The organism is Congregibacter litoralis KT71, assembly GCF_000153125.2.
GTDB classification, from domain to species: Bacteria; Pseudomonadota; Gammaproteobacteria; order Pseudomonadales; family Halieaceae; genus Congregibacter; species Congregibacter litoralis.
Genome location: NZ_CM002299.1, coordinates 2,660,933 through 2,681,288 on the forward strand (window position 1 = coordinate 2,660,933; position 20,356 = coordinate 2,681,288).

At 59.0% G+C, this 20,356-nt stretch carries 20 protein-coding genes; 7 read left to right on the forward strand and 13 right to left on the reverse strand.

What is annotated here, in order from left to right; genetic code table 11:
* Positions 1-7 precede the first annotated feature (7 nt).
* The 4 genes from KT71_RS12150 to KT71_RS12165 form a co-directional block, all read right to left on the reverse strand.
* On the reverse strand, positions 8-610 hold the full coding sequence (locus KT71_RS12150) for a C39 family peptidase (RefSeq protein ID WP_008295090.1): 603 nt from the start codon (positions 608-610) through the stop codon (positions 8-10).
* Between the two features lie 65 nt (positions 611-675).
* Positions 676-957: a hypothetical protein gene (locus KT71_RS12155; protein WP_023659713.1), complete on the reverse strand. Its 282-nt coding sequence runs from the start codon at positions 955-957 to the stop codon at positions 676-678.
* A gap of 72 nt (positions 958-1,029) precedes the next feature.
* A complete protein-coding gene (locus KT71_RS12160; protein ID WP_008295088.1) occupies positions 1,030-1,368 on the reverse strand; it encodes a hypothetical protein in 339 nt (112 codons plus the stop codon).
* A 44-nt stretch (positions 1,369-1,412) separates the two neighbouring features.
* Positions 1,413-2,210 carry a hypothetical protein gene (locus tag KT71_RS12165; protein ID WP_008295087.1) on the reverse strand — a complete coding sequence of 266 codons (798 nt, stop codon included), beginning with the start codon at positions 2,208-2,210 and terminating at the stop codon, positions 1,413-1,415.
* Positions 2,211-2,369: 159 nt separating this feature from the next.
* Between KT71_RS12165 and KT71_RS12170 the strand changes: the two genes are divergently transcribed.
* Positions 2,370-3,020 carry a type II secretion system protein GspG gene (locus tag KT71_RS12170; RefSeq protein ID WP_008295086.1) on the forward strand — a complete coding sequence of 217 codons (651 nt, stop codon included), beginning with the start codon at positions 2,370-2,372 and terminating at the stop codon, positions 3,018-3,020.
* 25 nt (positions 3,021-3,045) lie between these two features.
* Here KT71_RS12170 and KT71_RS12175 read toward each other — a convergent pair whose 3' ends face one another.
* Complete coding sequence (locus tag KT71_RS12175; protein ID WP_008295085.1) at positions 3,046-4,776, reverse strand: SLC13 family permease; 1,731 nt, start codon at positions 4,774-4,776, stop codon at positions 3,046-3,048.
* 263 nt (positions 4,777-5,039) lie between these two features.
* On the opposite strand from KT71_RS12175, the gene KT71_RS12180 reads away from it, so the two are divergent.
* Together KT71_RS12180 and KT71_RS12185 are read left to right on the forward strand one after the other, a co-directional pair.
* Positions 5,040-5,411: a VOC family protein gene (locus tag KT71_RS12180; protein ID WP_008295084.1), complete on the forward strand. Its 372-nt coding sequence runs from the start codon at positions 5,040-5,042 to the stop codon at positions 5,409-5,411.
* Positions 5,412-5,520: 109 nt separating this feature from the next.
* Complete coding sequence (locus KT71_RS12185) at positions 5,521-6,282, forward strand: class I SAM-dependent methyltransferase (RefSeq protein ID WP_008295083.1); 762 nt, start codon at positions 5,521-5,523, stop codon at positions 6,280-6,282.
* Between the two features lie 74 nt (positions 6,283-6,356).
* On the opposite strand, the gene KT71_RS12190 is transcribed toward KT71_RS12185, so the two are convergent.
* Both KT71_RS12190 and KT71_RS12195 read right to left on the reverse strand, forming a co-directional pair.
* A complete protein-coding gene (locus KT71_RS12190; RefSeq protein WP_008295082.1) occupies positions 6,357-7,052 on the reverse strand; it encodes a hypothetical protein in 696 nt (231 codons plus the stop codon).
* A complete protein-coding gene (locus KT71_RS12195; RefSeq protein ID WP_023659714.1) occupies positions 7,049-8,347 on the reverse strand; it encodes an O-antigen ligase family protein in 1,299 nt (432 codons plus the stop codon). Before KT71_RS12195 ends, KT71_RS12190 begins: the two co-directional genes overlap by 4 nt.
* A 121-nt stretch (positions 8,348-8,468) precedes the next feature.
* Here KT71_RS12195 and KT71_RS12200 point away from each other — a divergent pair, with 121 nt between their 5' ends.
* On the forward strand, positions 8,469-9,086 hold the full coding sequence (locus tag KT71_RS12200; RefSeq protein ID WP_008295080.1) for a YrbL family protein: 618 nt from the start codon (positions 8,469-8,471) through the stop codon (positions 9,084-9,086).
* A 24-nt stretch (positions 9,087-9,110) separates the two neighbouring features.
* Here KT71_RS12200 and KT71_RS12205 read toward each other — a convergent pair whose 3' ends face one another.
* Positions 9,111-10,076, reverse strand: a complete 966-nt coding sequence (locus KT71_RS12205; protein WP_202962351.1) for an alpha/beta hydrolase family protein — start codon at positions 10,074-10,076, stop codon at positions 9,111-9,113.
* A gap of 100 nt (positions 10,077-10,176) precedes the next feature.
* On the opposite strand from KT71_RS12205, the gene KT71_RS12210 reads away from it, so the two are divergent.
* Together KT71_RS12210 and KT71_RS19745 are read left to right on the forward strand one after the other, a co-directional pair.
* A complete protein-coding gene (locus KT71_RS12210) occupies positions 10,177-11,361 on the forward strand; it encodes a hydroxymethylglutaryl-CoA reductase (protein WP_008295078.1) in 1,185 nt (394 codons plus the stop codon).
* Between the two features lie 138 nt (positions 11,362-11,499).
* Positions 11,500-11,949, forward strand: coding sequence for a hypothetical protein (locus KT71_RS19745; protein WP_023659716.1), 450 nt, complete (start codon positions 11,500-11,502; stop codon positions 11,947-11,949).
* Positions 11,950-11,975: 26 nt separating this feature from the next.
* Here KT71_RS19745 and KT71_RS12220 read toward each other — a convergent pair whose 3' ends face one another.
* The 4 genes from KT71_RS12220 to KT71_RS12235 all read right to left on the reverse strand — a co-directional run bounded on the left by KT71_RS12220 (position 11,976) and on the right by KT71_RS12235 (position 18,114).
* Positions 11,976-12,911: a D-2-hydroxyacid dehydrogenase gene (locus KT71_RS12220; RefSeq protein WP_008295076.1), complete on the reverse strand. Its 936-nt coding sequence runs from the start codon at positions 12,909-12,911 to the stop codon at positions 11,976-11,978.
* Between the two features lie 75 nt (positions 12,912-12,986).
* Complete coding sequence (locus tag KT71_RS12225; protein ID WP_008295075.1) at positions 12,987-13,940, reverse strand: universal stress protein; 954 nt, start codon at positions 13,938-13,940, stop codon at positions 12,987-12,989.
* 2 nt (positions 13,941-13,942) lie between these two features.
* On the reverse strand, positions 13,943-16,486 hold the full coding sequence (locus KT71_RS12230) for a YbcC family protein (protein WP_040363222.1): 2,544 nt from the start codon (positions 16,484-16,486) through the stop codon (positions 13,943-13,945).
* A 20-nt stretch (positions 16,487-16,506) separates the two neighbouring features.
* Positions 16,507-18,114, reverse strand: a complete 1,608-nt coding sequence (locus KT71_RS12235) for a proton-conducting transporter transmembrane domain-containing protein (RefSeq protein ID WP_008295073.1) — start codon at positions 18,112-18,114, stop codon at positions 16,507-16,509.
* Between the two features lie 134 nt (positions 18,115-18,248).
* On the opposite strand from KT71_RS12235, the gene KT71_RS12240 reads away from it, so the two are divergent.
* A complete protein-coding gene (locus KT71_RS12240; protein WP_040363224.1) occupies positions 18,249-19,142 on the forward strand; it encodes a LysR family transcriptional regulator in 894 nt (297 codons plus the stop codon).
* Between the two features lie 40 nt (positions 19,143-19,182).
* Here the strand turns inward: KT71_RS12240 and hppD are convergent, their stop codons facing one another.
* On the reverse strand, positions 19,183-20,268 hold the full coding sequence (gene hppD, locus KT71_RS12245; protein WP_008295070.1) for a 4-hydroxyphenylpyruvate dioxygenase: 1,086 nt from the start codon (positions 20,266-20,268) through the stop codon (positions 19,183-19,185).
* Positions 20,269-20,356: the final 88 nt, after the last annotated feature.

Here is a 20,356-nt window from a genome sequence, read left to right on the forward strand (position 1 = left end):
TCGGGACTCAGACGCCGGGTGCCATCAGCGCCCGGCGCGGGGTCCGGTGCCGGAAACGCTCATCGCCTCCCGAACCGCTCTTGGAACCGTTTTTGGAATCTCTTTTGGAACCAATAATGAGAATACGTCCCTGGGCAGACGTCCCCGGTGTGCTAAAGCTGCGAAGAAAAGCCTGTTTTCCCAGTTGACGATTACCCCAGCTGGGATCGGCGAGAAAAACCCGATCATCGCTGTCGACACGTCGGAGCACGCTGAAGTGCCCTCGCCCTTCGATGACGAGCGCCACAATAACCGGCAGCTTCAGCTTCTTCAAATCCTCAAAAGCCACCGCAAGGCCCATGGACGGATAGTGTCTGGAGCCCGCCAGCATCGCGAGATCAGCGAAGGACAGGGCCTGCTGTTGCACCTTCGTATCACCAGTATTCACGCGCTCCCTGAGTAACTGCTCGAGGAGCGCCGCCTCACTCACGGGTTCCCCGTAATAGTGAGTGAGCACGGTGGCAAGAGCCGCGGCACCGCAACTGAAATCCCGCTCTTGCCTTACCACCCCGGCATCGCGAAGAGACAACCAGTTATCGAAGGCTTGCGCGGGCGTAACCAGCTGCAGCAACAGGCAACACGCTACCGACCTTGACGCAACAGACCATAGCGACTTCCGACCGCGGTCGCGGGACTTCACAGCACCGGCGGTTTGTAGTCGCCGTCGATTGCACCCTCTTCCCGCATGCGCGTAAGAACCTCACGGCGCCAGAGAACCCGCAGGAAGATCAGCAGTACGAGATAGGTGGCCCCGCTGGCATAAACCGCCGTCCATACCAGCTGCCCCGACTTCCCAAAGGTCACGGTCACAAAGACCAGCAGCGGCAGCAGACTCAGGGCATGGAAAAAAAACAGCCGGTCATAGCGCCGGGAATACTCGACATCCTGACGTTTTTTGCTTAATTCGGGATTAATCATAGGTATCGCCTCCGAAATCACGGAACCCATAGATGAAAGCGACGGGGCAAGGAATCTGCCCCGTCGTCGAGATTACCTCGATTTGTTACCGATATCACAATTGACGCAAGCCCCGCCGGCCGCCGCCATGGTCGGCAGATAATCGCCCCAGAAGAAGCTGGCGAGACTGATATCCACGGCCACGACGCCAAAAATCCAGGGCCATAGCGCCCCCTGGGTCTCCTCCATCAACGCCTCGTCAAAAACACGCGTTGATGCCGAAGGGGCGCTGCTGAATGCCTCGGACAGCAGTGTTGATTGCTGCGCCTGGGTGTCAAGCACGGAAATGGCGTCTTCACTCGCTGTGCTTCCCTGCGCAACAAGTAGACTCAGAGCGGCGACTGCCGCCCACTGTTTACTGCGATTTTTCATAATGTGATTCCTTTCACGATTACTCATTGGATGCTTCCCCACCACTAAAATTCGTAAAACCATTGCAGGCTCACGCCTCCCTGCTGATCACTGGCAAGATCGCCACTGACAAATAGCGAGTGGCGCCCCGCCACGGCAAGCGCCAGACCGCCGCGAAGCCCCACACGCTCTTGCGCGTTATAGAGCGTTACGCCATCGTGCAATGACGCGTTTCGTCGCTCAAAAAACGCACTGCCAAACAGTGTGACATTGGCGTTCACCGCAAAATTGACACCCGGTTCAATGCTCCAGGTGGCACCGGGGCTAACCTTGACGCTCTCAAAGCGATAGGACCGCCGGAGATTCATCGAGGCGCGGAGAGAAAGCACCACGGGATCACTGCTTTTATAAAGGGTGAGGCCCACGGAACCCCCGGGGAAACTGCGCTCCTCCGGGCTACCGCGACTTAGCAGCTCTCCACGAGCCTCAAGAAGCATTGCGGGAAGGAGAGATTCGCGTTTCAGAAGCCAGTTGCCGCCGATACTCACGGAATGCCCCTGTTCCTCGGACTGAAGCTCTCCAACGCTTTGGCGGTACTGCCAGCCCGTGAGCCGTGCGTTGATCTCCACCCTGGGCGTCAGTCCGTAGCGAAGCCCCGTGGAGCCCGTGAGCTGGCGCCCGTTTTGGAATGACCCGAGCGATGAGCCCCGGTAGTCGACACTGCTGCTGATTTGCCAGACCGATGGTTTTGTCAGTAACTGCTCAATGTTAATCGGTGACTGAGAGAACGCCGCCTGGGACAGGCCGGCAAAAAAGAAAAAAGCAAAAACCAGCGTGATTCTCTGACAAGCCGACGCCGCCATTCTTTATTCTCCTCGCACTTCCTCGACCCCTTCAGCATGCCGCCATGACCGCGGGCGAACCACATCGAGAGCGCTCGCCCTTTATTCAATGGCGGCCCCTTGCCCCCTTCCAGTACGGGATTCATACTCCCCGACCCTGCTTTAGCCCCAAGGATCATCATGCTGTCACGAGTGTCTTTACTGGTTTTTCTGAGTGCGGTGAGCGGCTGTGCGAGCTACACCGCCGACTATCAGGAGCGCCTTATACGCAGCCTGCCAAATCAGCGCGATGTCACCATTCACGACAGCCGCAGCTACCCCGGCAAGATTCTCTGCGGAAGCTATTCCCGCCTCACCTCCAACGGTTTCACCATGCACCGGGGCAGGTTTGTGGTGGGCGAGGACATGATCATTGCAGCGCCCAGCAAGGAAGAGGTGCAGGTCTACTGCAGCAAGGACTCCGAACAGGCCTTCTATGACATCACAGGCATCGGTGGCCCGGATATTGACTGGACCGCCCTGAGCACGGTGCGTGATGACATGCTGGCCATAGACGCCGCCATCACCCGTTACTACGACGCGGCTGCCACGCTGCCCGCCCCCCTCGACAAGCTGCTCAGCGGCGATTACGGCGTGGGCACCGCAAATCTCGCTGACCCCTGGGGCAATGCCTATCACTATGAAGGCGGTCTGTCGGGACGCACGGTGCCCCAGTACCAGCTGCGAAGCTATGGCGCCGACGGCTTGGAAGGTGGGAGCGGCCCTGATGCCGACGTCAGCCGGGAGCAGATCCAGATGTTGAAACATGTGCTGCGGATTAAAGGTTACTAATCAGTTATCCGCGGGACCCGATGGCTCAGGGGGCGAAGGGAAACACCCGGGGCAACATCACCAGCACCACCACTGAATACACCACGGACAAGGGAAATCCGTAGCGCAGGTAGTCCACAAAACGATAGTTGCCGATATTCTGCACCATAAGATTGGTGGTGTAGCCATAGGGGGTCATAAAGCTGGCACTCGCGCCATAGGCCACGGCCATTACAAAGGGCATGGCGCTGAGTCCGAAGCTCTCTGCCAGACCAAAAGCGATGGGGAACACCAGCGCCGCCGCTGCGTTATTGGTCATCAACTCCGTCATCAGGAGTGTCGCCAGGTATACCGCCACCAGAGCGAGATAGGGGCCCTTACTGGCGAGCTGCAGATGCAGGCCGTCAGCAATGACGGAGACCAGCCCCGTATTCACCAGCGCCTGAGACAGGACCAGCGCAGAACCGATCACCATGGCGATATCAAAGGGAAAGCGCCGTCGGAGCTCTCCCGCACGAACAACGCCCAGCGCCAGCATCAGAACCAGCATACCGAGAAGCCCTTTGATCAGCGGCAGCAGACCCAGGGCGGCAGAGGCAACCACGGCGAGCATAGACACCCCGACGATGGTATTGACCGTCGTGCCAAGGGTTTTTTGCACCGACCGCGACCCCACCACAAGAAAGTTCTTATCCACATTGCGCCGGCTGTAGAAATCACCCCCGATGGCCAGCATCAGGCTGTCGCCGGCCTGCAGGGTAATCGTTCCAAGTTTTCCCGACAGACGCTCACCACCACGGCGAATCCCCACCACCGCTGCGTCGAACAGAGATCGAAACCCCGAATCCTTGACGGTTTTTCCTTCGACAGTAGCTCCGGGCAGCAGGATCACCTGCACGAGGTTCCCGCTTAGCAAACCCTCGCCCGCCGCAAAGGTTGCCAGGCCATCAAAGCGCTCAAGCATGCTGACCTTGGCGATATCACCGGAAAAAATCAGGCGATCTCCTTCCGCGATGTACTCCTGGGGCGCCACGGGAGAGATCAGATGATCACCGCGCACGATCTCCACGAGAAACAGCGCCTCCAGTTCGCGCAGTCCATTTTCGGCGATGCTGCGGCCGATGAGGCTGGAACCCGCGACCACCTCTGCTTCTACCAGATATTCCGCCACCGTAACCTCGTCCCGGGGATTTGCCGGCAGCAGCCGGTGGGTGAGGAGAAGCACAGCAATACCTATTACGGTCACGCTGAGACCAATGGGCAGAAAATCAAAAAAGGCCAGGCCCTCGCCCGTAGCATCCTCGAGAAAGGAACTGACAATAAGATTGGTTGAGGTGCCAATCAGCGTGGTGGTGCCGCCGAGCACCGCGGCGTAAGAAAGGGGCAGCAGCAGACGGCTGGGCAGATGGTGGTTATTCTCGCGAAGGGCGTTGGCCAGGGTCGCCACCACCGCCGTGTTATTCACCAGCGCAGAAAACACGCTGGTTACCGCAGACACCCGGAGGAGTGAGCGCCGATATCCGCCGACAACCAAGCCTCGGGACAATCGTGACAACCAACTGAGTTTCTCGAGACCGACGGATACCAGGAGCAGGAGTACCAGTGTCACGAGCCCGATATTCGTTGCCTTGTCGAGCACCTCGGGCGTGTCTACCAGACCCGCAAAGTACACCACGCCCATGGCACCCGAAAACAGCCAGGCCGGCGCATAGGATGTGAACACGAGCCCATAAAACAGACCCAGGAAAATGGCGGCGATGAACAGCTGTTCAGGCATAGACAATCAGTCTGGCTGTGAATATGCGAGCATACGCGTAGCCGGCCTTTGGCCTCAAGCATTCGCCATGATTCCCTACGGATTGCCTGTGCTGCGTTATGCTTTACACTCTGCGCCCATTCGCTGGCGTTTTTGAAGGCGCACTCCCGGCGCTCGGGTACCGGAACAAGGGTGTGCATAGAAACAAAAACGAACGAACAGTGAAAGAACAACAAATAAAACGAACAGCCCGTAGCTTTGTTATCTAATGTGAGGAACTACCTATGATCGGTTATGTCACCGTCGGCGTCAGCGATATGGATCGCGCCAAAAATTTTTACAGCGAATTGCTCAAAGATATGGGTGCCACCGTCACCGCGGATATGGACCGTATCGCATTCATCGGTAAGAGCATGGCCGAACCCATGATCGCCGTCTGCCTGCCCTACGACGAGGAGCCCAATCATCCGGGCAACGGCAACATGGTAGCAATCACTGCGGGGAGCAAAGAGGCTGTCGACACCCTGTATGCCAAGGCCATCGAACTGGGCGCGACCTGCGACGGCGAACCCGGTCAGCGCATCCCCGATGTTTTCTACGGTGCCTACGTTAAGGATCTTGATGGCAACAAGCTGGCCTTCTTTGTCTTCGGTTAAGTCTTCGGCCGAGCCGTTGGGTAAGGCTATGGTTGAGATCTTGGATCTTTCGCTAAAAGACGACCCGATACTGCGTCCCCCCGGGGACGCAGTGACCGACCTATAAGCTATGCAGTTTTTTAAGTCTCTCGAAGTCAGTCTGCGGAACTGGCGCAATCAGGTGATCTCGCCGATCAAGTATCGGGGAGACGCGGTTCACTGCCCGGTCTGTGACCACAGCTTCTCGCATTTTCTGCCTGCCGGTACGGGAGACCGGGCCCGCCCCGGCGCCGTATGTCCCCTCTGTCGTAGCCGGGAGAGAGATCGTCTGAGCTGGCTGTTTTTGCAAAAGCGCGAGAACGAACTTCTGCAAAAGCACATGCAGTTTCTTCACGTTGCGCCCGAGCCCCGTCTCAGCGAGTTTTTCTTCAGTGCTATCGGTGAGGGCTACATCACCGCGGATCTCATGCGCAAAGATGTGATGGTTCGCATGGACGTGCAGGACATGCTCTACCCCAACGAAACCATGGATGCGATCTATTGCAATCACGTTTTTCAGGATGTCCCCGATGATAGAAAAGCCATCGCGGAGTGCTTCCGTGTGCTCCGCCCCGGCGGCTGGGCGGTGGTAAACGTGCCGCTATTCGCTGAAGCAACATCCGAAGCGAATACACCGGGCAATGTGCGCCCGACCTGGGATAAGCGTCCCGATGAGCATGTGCGGAATTACGGACCGGATTACCAGCAGCGCCTGGAAGACGCCGGATTCCTCACGGAGGTTTTCGCCCCTGAGGACCTGGAGCCCGATGCGGAAAAACGAAAGCACCTGGGCATTGACGGTCCCCGCACAGGCTATGTGCACTTTGTGCGAAAGCCCCCGGCGAGCACCTAAGTCGAGGGCGCCGAGGACATCGAGGGCTAAGAGGTGTCAAACAGCGCCGGCGAAGCCTTTCGCAGCACGCGACGTCAGCCGCTGAAGCGATAGTCCATCAAAGCAATCTCGCGGGAAAACAATTCGCCAATGCGCTCCCGACTTTTATCACTATAGTATTCCCGGTAATCCTTGCGCTCCACGGCAACGCCGGTTTTCTCCCGAGGCAGCGGTTCCGGCAGACGCAGCCCCAGACGGTCCCTCAACTCCTCCAAGGCAGGACCCAGCTCGCGAAACTCAAATACGCGATCTACCAGGAGATTCTCTCCCTCGAAATAGAGTGCGGCATCCCGAGGTAGGCGGTGGGGCTTTTTCTCGATGTACTCTTCAAAGGGCGGCATGGTCCGGCCCTGCCCCTGTTGCTTCCACAGATAGTAGGAAACCGCTTTATCCCAGGGGTTTCGTTCAAAGCAAAAGGTGAAGTAACTCTCCCATATCGATGACCCCACGAGGGCCTTTATGCGCGACGCTGGCATGTGCTCATAGTAGAACTCTCCCAACAAAGGCGAATGCCGACCGACAATTTTTCGCAGTAGTTTGATCTCGTTGTAGGCCGGTCCCAGCCTGGACGTAGGACCGTAATTGCGCGGGATTCCACTGGCGATATTGTCTTCCATGTGCGACACGATATCGTTGTCGCCACATTCACGCGCCAGAGCGACCTCCAGGGAACTACCCGCGGTCTTATGCGTTTTTACAAAAATAAAGCGATGTTGATGACTGATGATCACGAATGCAGCTCCGCGATTGCCTGATCATTCTCCGGGGATCTTTTTTCACTCAGGGCCAGCAAAAACACGCCGATAAACAGCCAGAGCAACAGCGCATGCCAGGAGGAGTACCAGGCCAGATGGGTATTCAGGGGAAAGAGGACGCCCACGAGAGCCACTCCATAGGGCAGTGCCCGCGAGCGCGCGTGGGCATCTCCCCGCTGCCATGCGGACCCGAGCAGGAACAGAAAAATCCCGTAGCCCATTAGTCCCACAACACCGGTCTCCGCCCAAAGCTCCAAAAGCAGCTGATGCGCATGGGAGGCCTTTGCGCCCCCCGCCTCTCCCGCGGGTCGTGCCCAGCGATCGCCCTCTACGGCGAAATCCCGATAGGCGTAGCGAAACCCCCGGGGACCGACACCATTGATCCAGTGCGCTTCACCCATGGCCAGGGCCGTGCGCCAGATCGGCAGTCGCAACCCCGTGGCTTTGTTTACCGCTGTGTAGCTGGGCTCATCGAGGGCCGACACAATCACGACGCTGCGCTCCCGCACCCAGTCGCTGGACTGATAGGCAAAGGTCAGCGCAGCAATCCCAACAGCAAGGACCGCCACGACTTTCAGCAGTCCCAGCCGCCCGCGGAAAAAATAATAGATACCCAGCGCGGCCAATTCGACGCTCACGCTGATCCATGCGGCGCGTTTTCCCGACAGCACAATGAGAATCAGCACCAGCAAAAGAAACCCCCCTACCACCACGGGCGGCCAGTGACGCAGCCCATAGACCAGTCCGACGGGGAGGAGAAACGCCAGAGCAACCCCGAACTTGATATTGTCGTCATCACCAAACAAACCGTTGATGTAGCCCTCGCCCACACCATAACCCAGCACATTGCTCCCCGTGGCAAACTGCCAGAGTCCGTCGACGCACCAGAGCGTCAGCAAAAGCGCGACGGCCAATCCCAGCGCACGGAGGAGTCCGTCCCGCTCCAGGGGCTCCTCGCTGTAGCACTGGAACCAGCACAGCAGCGCCGCACAGGACATGGCGTAGCGCAATGTCCCCAAGGTTGTCAGAGAAGCCTTCTTCAGCGCAATGGCATCGGGAAGGGAGATGAGCATGGGCACGGCAAAGGCCGCGATAAGAGCCAGGAGGAGGTTTCCGTGGCTGGCGCCGCACAGGCCTTTTGCCCGCAGCACCATAAGCAGGCCTGCGATTGCCAGCAGGCCCATGGGGATCTCAATCATGCGGCCAAAGGGCAGGAGCACCACCGCGAGCACCAAAAGCAGTGCGGGAAAAGGGAATCTAAGCCAACTCATGGAGCATTCCAGAACGACGCGCCGCTACTATGCGATGTCAGCGACCTGCAGTCAAAAAGAGTCTGGAGACAACAGAGACCTGCGGTAAACTGTGCCCCTTCACAGGGCTTGTTACTCAATCATGCTTAAACTCAAGTATTCACGGCCGCTGTTTGTCGGCGGCACCCGCTACTGTTTTCAACACCCGGAACACGCCAATCGCTGTGTCAAAGTGCTGCGTCCTGACCGCACGGGTGCCGCGCGCAAGGTTCTGCGAAAAGACTTCAAGCGCCATCTGCCGGCGCGCTTTCTCGATGACCAGCTCAAGGAAATCAAAGCCTATCGTGAGCTCCTGACCCGGGCCAGTGAGACCTTATGGCGTTACGTACCGCGCTACCACGGCACGGAAGAAACCGATATGGGGGTGGGTATCGTCACGCAGCTCATGCGCAACGCCGACGGCAGCTGGCCCAAGAACCTTGAACAGCTTCTCGTAGACGGCATGACACCGGCACTGGAAGCGGGAATTGAGGAGTTTGTAACCGCGGTGGGGGAGCTGCGAATTCTGAGCCGCGACCTGTTGCCTCACAACATCGTCGCCGTAGAAGAAAATAACGGCTACCGCGTGATGCTTGTCGACGGCATCGGCAACGCGGAGTTAATACCCCTCTCCACCTGGTCGGCATTTTTTGCCCGACGAAAAACCCAGCGCAAAATCCGCCGTTTCCGACAGCGCTGTGAGCTACTGCTGCCCTCCTGAGGGTTTTCTCCTGATCAACTGCGCCTAAGGGGCTCCCCGGCAGTGAGCGTCCGACCAGCCTAGAATCTCGCGGGTGAGCTGAATCCGACTCCAGGAAAATGAATGATCGCCGCTGATCACCATAGCGGTGATATCGATGCCCCCAAGGGCCTCATAGGCCTCGACCACCGGTGTAAACATGGTTGCCACCGGCGTTACATCATCCTGTTCTCCGACAATCATCAACAAGGCTTTACCCTTGAGACCCGCGCCGAAACCCGTGGTATCCCATACGGCTGCATCGACAAATGCCAACTCCTCCTCCAGGCGTTCCCCGGTAAACCCCTCGAGCATAAAGAGCTCATCGGCGTAGGCCTTGAGGCGTGAACTGGTCTCGCCGCCGCCACGTTTTACGTCGAGCTGCCAGAGCCCGAGATTTGCCGGCGACAGCGCAATAACGCAGCGTAAGTCCTCGTCCCGGGCACCGCTGGCGAGCGCCGCATAGCCGCCCAGGGAATGGCCGAGGATAGAAAGCGCTTCAGGATCCACGCGGAGGCGATCGGCATGCTTCTCGTTGCGAAGGTATTCGAGGACCGCAAGCACGTCCCGGGGCAACTGGCTGAAGCGGTACTCCCCCTCCGCGCCCCAGGCGCCGCGATAATGAAAATACAGGGTGTTGAAACCAAAGCGGCGCAGGGCCTGAGCAAGGTCGAGGTTGCGCTCGTTGCCCGGCAAACCGTGCAGAAACACTATCGTCGGATGGGGACCGGCACCGGCAGCGACATACAAATGCGCGGGCATGCGATGTCCACCACTTTCAATGCTGAGCTCTACGACCGAAGCGGGATAATCGACGTTATGGGACGGGTCCACAGACAGGGCATCATCAATGGACTGCGCCGGCGCGAGACCGGAGACCAGGGCCAGGGCGACGAACACCCCAGCCAGCATTTTGGAATTTTTTAGATAAAAGCCGGGCACTATCACCCCTCCAATTCTTGAATAAGTCATTCCCCGGAGCGCTCCCCAGGGATTGCCCCAGCACTTTTTGCGGTTTGACGAAAGCGCTGTGAAAACGTAGTTTAGCCGCCTTTCTCACGGAGACACGACTATGAGCAAATCCATCCCCAGAGACGGTGCCGACGATTACAGCCCGGAGATTATCGAGAAGCGCCAGCGTTTTATCGAGGAGACCACGGGGGCAACCCTGGATCACACCAAACAGTTTTCCTTTGACGCTCAGGAAATGGCCGGAAACATCGAAAACATGTTCGGCGTGGTGCAGGTGCCCATCGGCGTCGCCGGACCTTTGCTGGTAAACGGCGAGCACGCTCAGGGTGAGTTCTACGTGCCCATGGCCACGGTAGAAGGCACCATGTTGGCCAGCTACAACCGGGGAATGAAAGTGATTCGCGAAGCGGGCGGTGTGATGACCACCGTCGTGGGTCAGGCCATGCAACGGGCGCCCTGCTTTGTTTTTCGCAACTCCCGCGACGCCCGGGACTTTGAGCAGTGGCTGGTAGAGAATTTCCCGAAAATCAAGGAAGTTGCCGAAAGCACCACCTCCGTGGGTAAGCTCGACGAGATCGAGCACTACTGCGCGCACAATTTCGTCTACACCCGCTTTGATTACAGCACCGGTGACGCAGCGGGCCAGAACATGACCAGCCGTGCAACCTTTGTCGCCTGTGAGTGGATCCGCGAAAACTACCCGGCGCTGAAAAACTATCTGCTATCCGGTAACTTCGATACGGAAAAACGCACCTCCTCCGTTAATCTTCTGAAAAACCGCGGTAAGCGAGTGACCGCAGAAATCACGATCCCCCGGGAAGTACTCGAGCGAAACCTGCGCATCACCCCGGAAGCCATGCACTACGGTCAGGGCATTACGACCATCGCGTCCTTTCTGACCAACAGCTCCAACAACGCGGCCCACCCGGCAAACGGACTCGCAGCGCTGTATCTGGCAACGGGACAGGATATCGCCAACATCGGCGAGTCTAATCAGTGCACGACCTACAACCGCGTCACCCGGGAAGGCGACTACCACTTCTCCATCACCCTGCCCTGTGTGATTGTTGCCAGCTATGGCGGCGGCACCAATCTCCCCACGCAGCGCGAATGCCTGAAGATGATGGACTGTCACGGTCAGGGTAAGGCCCTGAAACTGGCGGAAATCGCAGCGGCACTGGTGGTCGCCGGCGAACTGTCTCTCGGTGCGGCGACGCGTGTCGATAAGAAGACCCGACAGAACGAATGGGTAGATGCTCACGAACGACTGGGACGCAACCGCTGAGGTCAAAGGTCAAAGATCAAAAACGCAGGAGGCGACCCGGCCCTCCTCGCTACTTTGGGGCGCCTCTGCGCCCCGAACTCTCATCCTTGAAACAGCCCCGGTGCAGTGACAGTATTGGGGTGTTAGGCGGGAGACCCTATGGTTTTAATGACTCTTGGCATTGTTGCGCTTGTTGGCATTCTTGCGGTGGTTTTGCTCCGCCCCCGGGAGAAGCTGCCTCACGCCAATCGGCGTAAACAACCTCGGAGTACTCGCGCCGCTCACACCGCGCTCACGTCGGACGGCAAGGCCCAGACAGCCAGGGGGCCCTATGCAGCGGTATCGGTCAAACCCTGTCCAAATTCCTGCGCCATCGCCTTTGAAACAGCCAACGTCCGCTACCTCAGATCCGCCGCGCCCTCCCTGCCCCTGGAGGGCTGCAAGAGTCCCGACTGTCAGTGTAGTTTCAAGCATCATCAGGACCGGCGTAGCAACCGGGTCGAGGATCGGCGCATAGGCATTGGCCTGCAGACGGAGCTTTACGGGACTATGGGAGAGAAGAACCGTCGGGAAAAACCACGGGGGAGACGACAGGGCGATCGCCACTAGGCTCTCGCCAAGAGGCTTACGCGGCGCTAATACCCGCGATCAAAGTCGATCACCCCTTGCAGAGGCTCACCCCGCTGATAGCGCTGCAGATTATCCAGAAACACCCGCGCAATACTGGCGATGTCCGTCGGCGCAGCGGTGTGCGAGGTGATGAAAACACCGGGGGTTTTCCAGAGCGGATGATCATCGTCCAGGGGTTCCCTCTCGAAGACATCCAGCACCAGGGCTTTGAGCTGTCCTGAGGCTTTGGCACGCAATGCGGCATCAAGGTCCAGGGCGTTGGCGCGGCCGCCATTGATCAAAAGGGCACCGGGTGCCAGGGCATCCAGTAAGTTCGCATCCACGAGCCCATCAGTGGCGGGGGTGTCCGGGAGAATCATAATGAGCACATCCAGATCGCGGGCAAAGCTCAGCCGCTCTGACGTTGCAAAACAGCGATCACAGCCCGCAACCGCCCGCCCATCACTGTTGAGTCCGCGTATTTCCTGAACAAAGGGTTGAAACGCCCGCGCTACCGCCACGCCGATGCTGCCGACACCGGCGATACCCACACGCAGCGCTGACAGACCGCGATCGATGCGCGGCTGCCAGGACACGGCTTGGGCATGACTGAGAATGGAGCGCTCCAGAGCCAGCACCCAACCCAGGCAATACTCACTCATGCTGGCACCGAAGATGTCTTTCACGCCCGTAAGCTGGTAATCCCGCCGGGGAACGTCAAAGAAAGGCGTGACCCCCGCCCAGGTGGACTGCACCCAGCGAAGATGCGGCATTCTCTCCAGGAGCGGAGCCAGCACATCGGGAGCGCCCAGGGCGATTTCTGCACCCCGCCCCCAATCATCCAGGGCGTCGCTGTCCGCATAAAAACGCAGCGTGACGCCTTCGGGAATATGCGGCTTCAGCGCGCCGGCAAAAACCTCCTCAAGGGCATCGACACGACTACTGACAACGGCGACATGCACTACGCAGGCCTCTCAGATCCTCACAGGCGATCAGTGTTGCACAGCCGAAGGGGATGTCCAGGGTCAGGTCGCCACTCAAGCCTGACGGGCCAGCATCAGGGGCGAGACAAAGCCCGGGGGCTTGAGTGCCAGCACGGGAATATTGCCGCCGGCAAGGATGGACTCGGTCGTCGCCCCGATGAGAACGCCCGGGTTCGCCGAGGTACCCACGGTACCCAGCACCAACATACCCGAATCCGTACGCTCCACCAGTTCCTCTACCGTGGGCACGGCCATCCCCTCAATCAGATGCGCCTTAACCCTCACGGGGTCATCAGCAATGCTCTCAATGCGCTGCACAATGCGCTTGAACCATTGCTCGCTGTCGCCCTGCTGTTGGCGACGATACACCTGCCGCTCGCTGTCCGTGAGCTCCAGTTCGGGATCATCCAGAAGCTCCGCGCCGTATGCCTGCCAGGCGTGAAGCACATGCACATTGCCATCGCGGGTCTGCGCCAGACCCAGAGCGGCATCCGCCAGGGTCATGGCAAAGGCTTCTGCTGCCCGGGTGCCACTGGCCAGCTCTCTATCCAGAGCCAGCACCACGTCGCTGCTGTGGCGCTCCCGCTCGGGGTGGAGGGCCCAGACGGTACAGGGGCATTTACGCATCAGGTGCATGCCCGTGGCGTTCAGGCCAATGCCGCTGGCCATCTGCACGGGCTCGCTGATATGCACCACGAGATCAAAATCCTGCTGCACCACCTGCTCGGTGATGGTGACAAAGGGCACACCGGTAAACACCGAGTAATCAATCACCGTGTGACTGGCAAATAAATCGCAGATGCGTCGCAGGCGCTGAAAAGCGCGGGACCAGCGCAGCTTGCTGACCCGCTCAATGACACCCCGGTTATCCTGCATTTGCGGCGCTGGCTCGACCACCTCGCACACCGTGATTGCGGCACTGTGGGCTTTGGCAACGGCGACTACCTGCTCCAGGCACCCCTGATCATCAGACTCAGCGTAAACCAGGATATCTCTGAATTGTTTCAAGCTCAGGCCTCCTCGACCCCCGCTGGCGCGGCATCGGCTTCTGCAGCGTCCCACTGCAGGTCGCCCATATACCGGGCGACTACCTTGCCATCATCATACACAGCAAAGAGTTTAAGCCATCCGTTGTCCACAAGCTGCTGCAATTGGGGATGCTTATCCAGAATCCGGTTGATCGCTGAGATGGGCGCTGCCAGAAACACCGATAGACGACGGGGCTCGTGGACAAACTTCTCCCCGTCGTGCACGGACTGCAGGGGTAGCCCTACGCGAAGATCGCCGCCATTCCCTTCAAGAACGCCCAGGCTCCCCCCAACCACATTGTGCAGGGTTTTGTTGCCGCTGCCGAAGGCCTGATTGTCTACCGTGGAGCCGTAGTACTGAAGACTGATCCAGCTGGCGACCACCATGGGTGCACTCATGATCAGCTCGAGGGTGCTGAAGTCCGGATCCTGGCGATAGTCATAGGAGTGGAGGAATGCCTGCCCCTCAAGATCAATGTTCCGCGTGATGCGCCGGGGAGCCGCAATAAAGCCCGCGCAGCCGGCGAGGCCCCACTCGGGTCGCACTTCGCTCCAGTCGCGACTTTTGGTCTCCATGGCAGCGAGGGGGTCGGCACCCGGTGCAAAAGCCAGCAACTTGCTGCGCTCTTCCCGCGCCTGTTTTCCCGCCTCAGAAAGCTGGTCCTGAAGGTCGCTGATATCGCCCTTGTGAGAGTCGGGCAAGGCATCCAGGTCAAACAGTTCCACAGCATCGGTGGTTGTGTTATGCAGCGCGGCGACAAACACCGTGTCCTCGGGCACGGAAATACCGCGCTCCCGGAGGCCGTCGCGAACCGGCGGATTGTTGAGGATCATCGCCGCCAGACGCGCACTGGCCTCCCCGGTCTGTCCACCGCAGGCACCACAGTCCAGGCCCGTGGCATGCGCGTTATTCGTCGTGGAGGAACCATGCCCCGCCAGCATCACCACCCGGGCAAAGCCCTCCGTAAGCGACATACCCTTCAGCATGGAGTGGGCAAAGTCGATCTGACTCTCAATACCTATGCCTTCACCGATACCATCTACCGGAGCGAGCTGCGGGCCGAGATTGCGGGCAAGATTCGGTGGCAGACCGCGATGGGAAGGATGGGGCTCGGGACGCGACAAACCCAGGGTATGCGCGGCCAGCTTGTAAGCGTAAGCCAGGCCGTAGCTCTCCACAAACACGAAGCAGGAGACCGCCGAGTTTTTGAAGGCCCGCCATCCGTTGCCCAGATGCCGGCGCAGGCGAATCCGCTGGGACAGGCGATTGGTCATTTCCACCGACTCCCCCCGGAGGGATTCCTGGACGGCAATCGCGGGTGACAGGAGGACGGGGCAATGGGCTTCGCGGCCCTCGCCCGCCAGGGGCTGGTACTCGATGGGCAGGCCAAAGAATCCGGCAAAACCCAGGGTCTCGACATTCTCGCCCGCGGCTTCTATGGCCCTGCGCAATACCTCAGAACGCACGTCAATGCAGAACACCGCCTGGGCAGAAGGTCGGGCGGATGCGGCATCGGGACTGCTGCTGTTTGCTGCCAGCGCATTGATCGCCTTACGCTGCCAGGCGTGCTCGAAGGCCTCCTGCAGCACCTGATCAATGGCCTCATCTTTGTTGAGGTCACGCAGGAGATCAGCGCTGCTCACATGCGACTGTACCGCACGGCGCCAGGCGATCTCGGCGCCCTCTGTGGCCATCTCGCGCATGAGCACAAGCTCCCAGGCGAGACGGATAGCCAGAAGATCCACCACCCACTTGGGAGATTCTCCTGCCAGTTCCTGCCCCCAGCTCTGATAGCGCGCATAGGCCACCCAGCCGCCGATACTGGCGAGAAGCCGGTGGAGATAAAGATCCAGCAAGGCTTCGGGTACCGCAAGCTTTTGCAGGGCGTACTCACACAGGGCCTCGGGAGTGTCCGGTAGATCAGCGATAGTGTCCTGCGCGGAGGCCAGCCCCATCACCGTATCGCTGCAGTCTATGGACGCTTCGCGACGCCAGGCCTCGTAGGGACGAAGATCCCGAAAAGGCGACGGCCAGCTGGCCTGTCCCGCATCAAAATAGCCGGATGCCCAGTGGGAGACGCGTTCAACGATGAGCGCCGACCAATCCTTACCACTGATCGTCGCCGCCACGTCGGCGCAGGTTGTGAGGGCTTTGGAGGCTTGGGCATCGCGTTCCTTTTGAAGGCCTTCAAGGAGGGCATCAAGACTGATGGTATCTCCATGAGCGCTTTGCGACAGCGCGCGCTCGATATCTGATTGCGCCATGCGACCCGACTCAAGAGCTTCGCGGTAGAACTTTCGGGGCATGAGCAACTGCGCATCGCAGGCCAGAGACACCCGACGTGCCGCATGCTCAAAACGCTCTTCGGTAAAGCCCAGAAAAGGGTTTACCGCCACAAAATGATCCAGGGACCAGAGAGGTGCGACCCGCTTGACCGCTTGCGCCAGCGCTTCGCGGACGACGCTTGTCGCCGGTGGGCGACTGCCCGGAAGGGTGGTAACCGTTGCCGTTTTTTGTGCAGTCATGGGAGAGTCCTCGTGAGAAATCATCGGTTAGCCTCGCCGCTTACTCGCGGCAGGGCGATGAACTGGTTAAAGAGCTGGTTGACATAAAAGCCGTTGGAAAGATGCACCCAGAACGCCTGCCAGCGGGCATTGCTGCGCGCCGAGGGGAGATACCACTGCAGGACCGTGACGGCGCCAAAGGTGCCCAGCATGAGCATCATCAAGGCGAACTGCACCGCGTCCAGCTTGCCCGCTTCGGGGACGCTGCCCTCAAACACCAGCACCGCGAGCGCCTGCAGGGTGAAGTACAAACCGGCCACCACCGCCGCCGTAGAACTGGCCCGGAACAACACCAGGGCAGAACCCTGGCCGCGGCTGGACTGAATCACCAGGTGCATGGCCCCGAAGACCAGGATGGCACCCAGGCCAACAATGGCGGGCTTGGTGGCGATGGTGATGCCCACCACGGTGCTCCAGATGGCGAAGATACCGCCGGCAATGAACAGGCTCAGGAGAATGAGTGCCGGCCGAACCGGGGCTGCCTTGGACGGGAAGCCATTACCCCGGGCGACATCCACCATGCTGCCCGAAGACAAAAAGGCATGGGCCTTATACAGAGAGTGGGCAATGATGTGCAGCATGGCGGAAGAGAAGGCACCCAGGCCGCATTGGAGGAGCATAAAGCCCATCTGAGCCACCGTGGAGTACGCGAGAGCGCCTTTGACACTGCGCTGGGTCAGCATCACCAGGGAGCCAAACAATGCTGTCATCCCACCCACCAGCAGTAAGGCGTAAAGCGCCACGCCGCTGGAGGCAATCACATCGGCAAAGCGGATAATCAGAAAACCGCCCGCATTCACGATGCCGGCGTGGAGCAATGCGGATACGGGCGTAGGCGCCTCCATCACTTCGGCGATCCAGCCGTGGGTGGGAAACTGTGCGGACTTAAGCAGTGCGGCCAGCACCAGCAACAGCGCCGGAGCCGCCGAAAACACGTCGGCGCTGTCCTGCGCTGCGCTGGCGATAAGCGCGATATCCGTAGAGCCCGTAGCAGCCACCATGAGCCCAACGGCCAGGGCCAGGGCAAGATCGCTGCCCCGGGCGATGATGAACTTTTTGTGCGCTGCCAACTGGGCTCGTGGACGATCGGGGTAAAAAACCAGCAACCGGTGCAGGGACAGACTCATGGAGATCCAGCCAGCCACAAGGAGGATCACGTTCCCCGCCATCACCACAACGCTCACCGCCGCCAGGGTCTGCATGAGAAAGCGCAGAAAGTCCGCCTGCCGCGCGTCGCCCATGAGATAGCTATGGCTGAAGCGCAGCACCACCAGGCCTACAAAGCTCACCAGAGTGGTCATGGCGACACTCACTGCATCAATACGCACGGAGAAGACCTCGGCGAAAATGCCCGGGGCATAAAGCGTTGTCGGTCCGTGGAGGGACAGGAGGAGGATCGCTCCAAGAGAAAAGATCATTGCCGCAATACCGCCCGCTAGACTGAGAAACCGCGCACGGGCCTGACGGTAGTCATCGCCTTTCTGGCAAAAGAAGGCTGTGACCAGCCAGGTGATGGGCACACCGGCAAACATCGCTGCGAGGAGCAGGTGAAGGGGCGCCGCAAGAGGTGTTGCGAGAGAAGGATTCATAGCTGCACTGCTCAGTTAGGTGACTGAGGCGCACTTTACGGAAAGATGTCAGAATTAAAAAATAGAATGTTTTAATCAATTAGTTAATATAAAATTAACTATTAATGCCGCCCAAAAAGGTCCGAAATCTCCCTATGCAATTGAATTTTAAGCATTTGAAGTACTTCTGGACCGTAGCCCATGAGGGTAGCCTGGCTCGCGCATCGGAGGTTCTGCATATCAGCACACCGGCTCTATCGGTGCAGATACAGAAACTGGAGGAGCAGCTGGGCCACCCGCTATTCGATCGCAAAGGCCGCCAGCTGGTGCTCAATGAAGCCGGTCGCGTCGCGCTGGATTACGCCGACACCATATTCACCGCCGGCGCTGACCTGGTGGGCAGCATGCGCGGCATCGATTCCCGGGCCAGCAAAGTCATCCGCATTGGCGCCATGGCCACCCTCTCCCGTAATTTCCAGGTGAGCTTTTTATCGCCTCTCCTCACCCGGGAGGATCTCGATATTGTGGTGCGCTCTGACGGACTCTCGGTGCTCATGAAGGAGCTCGAGGATCTGCAGCTGGATGTGCTCCTGGTGAACACGCCGCCTACGGTCAGCCACGACATCCCCTGGCTGACACACCTCATTGATGAACAGGCGGTGAGTATTGTGGGGAGTCCGTCGCGCGTTGCCCCGGACATCGACATCAAAGAGCTGCTGACGACTCAGCCCCTGATTCTTCCCTCGGAGGCGAGCAGCATTCGCAACAATTTTGACGCCTGGCTGGATCGCATGAACATCCAGCCCCGCATCGTGGCGGAGGTTGATGACATGGCCATGATCCGTCTCCTGGCGCGCGCGGATCATGGCATTGCCGTGGTGCCGCCCATTGTCGTCCGGGACGAATTGGACAGCGGCCTGCTCGTCGAGGCAAAGCATTTCGACGCGTTGAGCGAGAGCTTCTATGCCATCACTTTAAAACGCCGCTTCGATAACCCCCTGGTGCGGGAGCTCCTTGACGAGCACTATCAGGTCAGCCGCGTAAGCTGAGCTACGCTGCCCTTGTTTACCTGTATTCACTTGGATTTACCTAGGCTGCGTCGTTCTGTCCCAGCGCACCCCGGGCCATTTGATCCCGCTCGATAGACTCAAAGAGCGCCTGGAAGTTACCTTCGCCAAAGCCCTCGTCTTCCTTGCGCTGAATAAACTCAAAGAAAATCGGCCCCACGAGCGTCTCGGAGAAAATCTGTAGCAACAGGCGTGGCTCACCCTCGGTGCTGCCATCAAGCAAAATGCCCCGGGCCTTCAGCTCATCCACGGGTTCGCCATGCCCCGGCAGACGCTCATCCAGCATCTCGTAGTAGGTGTCCGGCGGTGGCGTCATAAACGACAGGCCCCGCGCTTTGAGACGATCCCAACAGGCGGGCAAGTCATCGCAGGCAAAGGCGATGTGCTGGATACCTTCTCCGTTGTACTTCATGAGGAACTCTTCGATCTGGCCCTCGCCACCGGCGCGCCCTTCCTCATTGAGGGGAATGCGGATCTTGCCATCCGGCGCACTCATGGCGCGGGATTTCAGGCCGCTGTACTCGCCCTTAATGTCGAAGAACCGCACTTCACGGAAATTAAACAGCTTCTCGTAAAAGTTGGCCCAGTAGTCCATGCGACCGCGGTACACATTGTGCGTCAGGTGATCGATGAGTTCGAAGCCACAGCCCTCGGGATGACGGTCCACACCCTCCACGTAGTCGAAGTCGATGTCGTAGATAGCCGTGCCGTCTTCGTAGCGATCGATGAGGTACAGGATGGCGCCGCCGATACCACGGATAGCAGGCATCTTCAGTTCCATGGGTCCGCAGGGAATATCGATGGGCTGAGCACCCAGCTCCAGCGCGCGCTGATAGGCAAAGGCGGCATCGCGCACGCGAAAAGCCATGCCACAGGCGCTGGGACCGTGTTCCTCGGCGTAGTAGTAGGCCGGGGAGTATTTTTCATAATTGATGATGAAGTTGATGCCGCCCTGCCGCCATAGATCCACATCTTTGGTGCGGTGCTTGGCAACCAGCGAAAAGCCCATCATTTCGAAGGTGGGCTCCAGTACGCCACGTTCAAGGGCCGCGAACTCCACAAACTCAAAACCATCAAGGCCCATGGGATTTTCAAAAACATCTGCCATCTGCACTCTCCAAGTTGATCAATGATCTAGCAAGGCCCTAAGGGTACAGAGTTTCCCCCGAAAGATTCCTCCTATTTGTTGCCATAAT

Coding starts and splice junctions, on each gene's coding strand:
- KT71_RS12195 (WP_023659714.1), bottom strand. CDS start 8,347: ATGAGTTGGCTTAGATTCCCTTTTCCCGCACTGCTTTTGGTGCTCGCG.
- KT71_RS12185 (WP_008295083.1), top strand. CDS start 5,521: ATGCAGTTTTTTAAGTCTCTCGAAGTCAGTCTGCGGAACTGGCGCAAT.
- KT71_RS12175 (WP_008295085.1), bottom strand. CDS start 4,776: ATGCCTGAACAGCTGTTCATCGCCGCCATTTTCCTGGGTCTGTTTTAT.
- KT71_RS12155 (WP_023659713.1), bottom strand. CDS start 957: ATGATTAATCCCGAATTAAGCAAAAAACGTCAGGATGTCGAGTATTCC.
- KT71_RS12160 (WP_008295088.1), bottom strand. CDS start 1,368: ATGAAAAATCGCAGTAAACAGTGGGCGGCAGTCGCCGCTCTGAGTCTA.
- hppD (WP_008295070.1), bottom strand. CDS start 20,268: ATGGCAGATGTTTTTGAAAATCCCATGGGCCTTGATGGTTTTGAGTTT.
- KT71_RS12180 (WP_008295084.1), top strand. CDS start 5,040: ATGATCGGTTATGTCACCGTCGGCGTCAGCGATATGGATCGCGCCAAA.
- KT71_RS12210 (WP_008295078.1), top strand. CDS start 10,177: ATGAGCAAATCCATCCCCAGAGACGGTGCCGACGATTACAGCCCGGAG.
- KT71_RS19745 (WP_023659716.1), top strand. CDS start 11,500: ATGGTTTTAATGACTCTTGGCATTGTTGCGCTTGTTGGCATTCTTGCG.
- KT71_RS12205 (WP_202962351.1), bottom strand. CDS start 10,076: ATGACTTATTCAAGAATTGGAGGGGTGATAGTGCCCGGCTTTTATCTA.
- KT71_RS12235 (WP_008295073.1), bottom strand. CDS start 18,114: ATGAATCCTTCTCTCGCAACACCTCTTGCGGCGCCCCTTCACCTGCTC.
- KT71_RS12165 (WP_008295087.1), bottom strand. CDS start 2,210: ATGGCGGCGTCGGCTTGTCAGAGAATCACGCTGGTTTTTGCTTTTTTC.
- KT71_RS12200 (WP_008295080.1), top strand. CDS start 8,469: ATGCTTAAACTCAAGTATTCACGGCCGCTGTTTGTCGGCGGCACCCGC.
- KT71_RS12170 (WP_008295086.1), top strand. CDS start 2,370: ATGCTGTCACGAGTGTCTTTACTGGTTTTTCTGAGTGCGGTGAGCGGC.
- KT71_RS12240 (WP_040363224.1), top strand. CDS start 18,249: ATGCAATTGAATTTTAAGCATTTGAAGTACTTCTGGACCGTAGCCCAT.
- KT71_RS12230 (WP_040363222.1), bottom strand. CDS start 16,486: ATGACTGCACAAAAAACGGCAACGGTTACCACCCTTCCGGGCAGTCGC.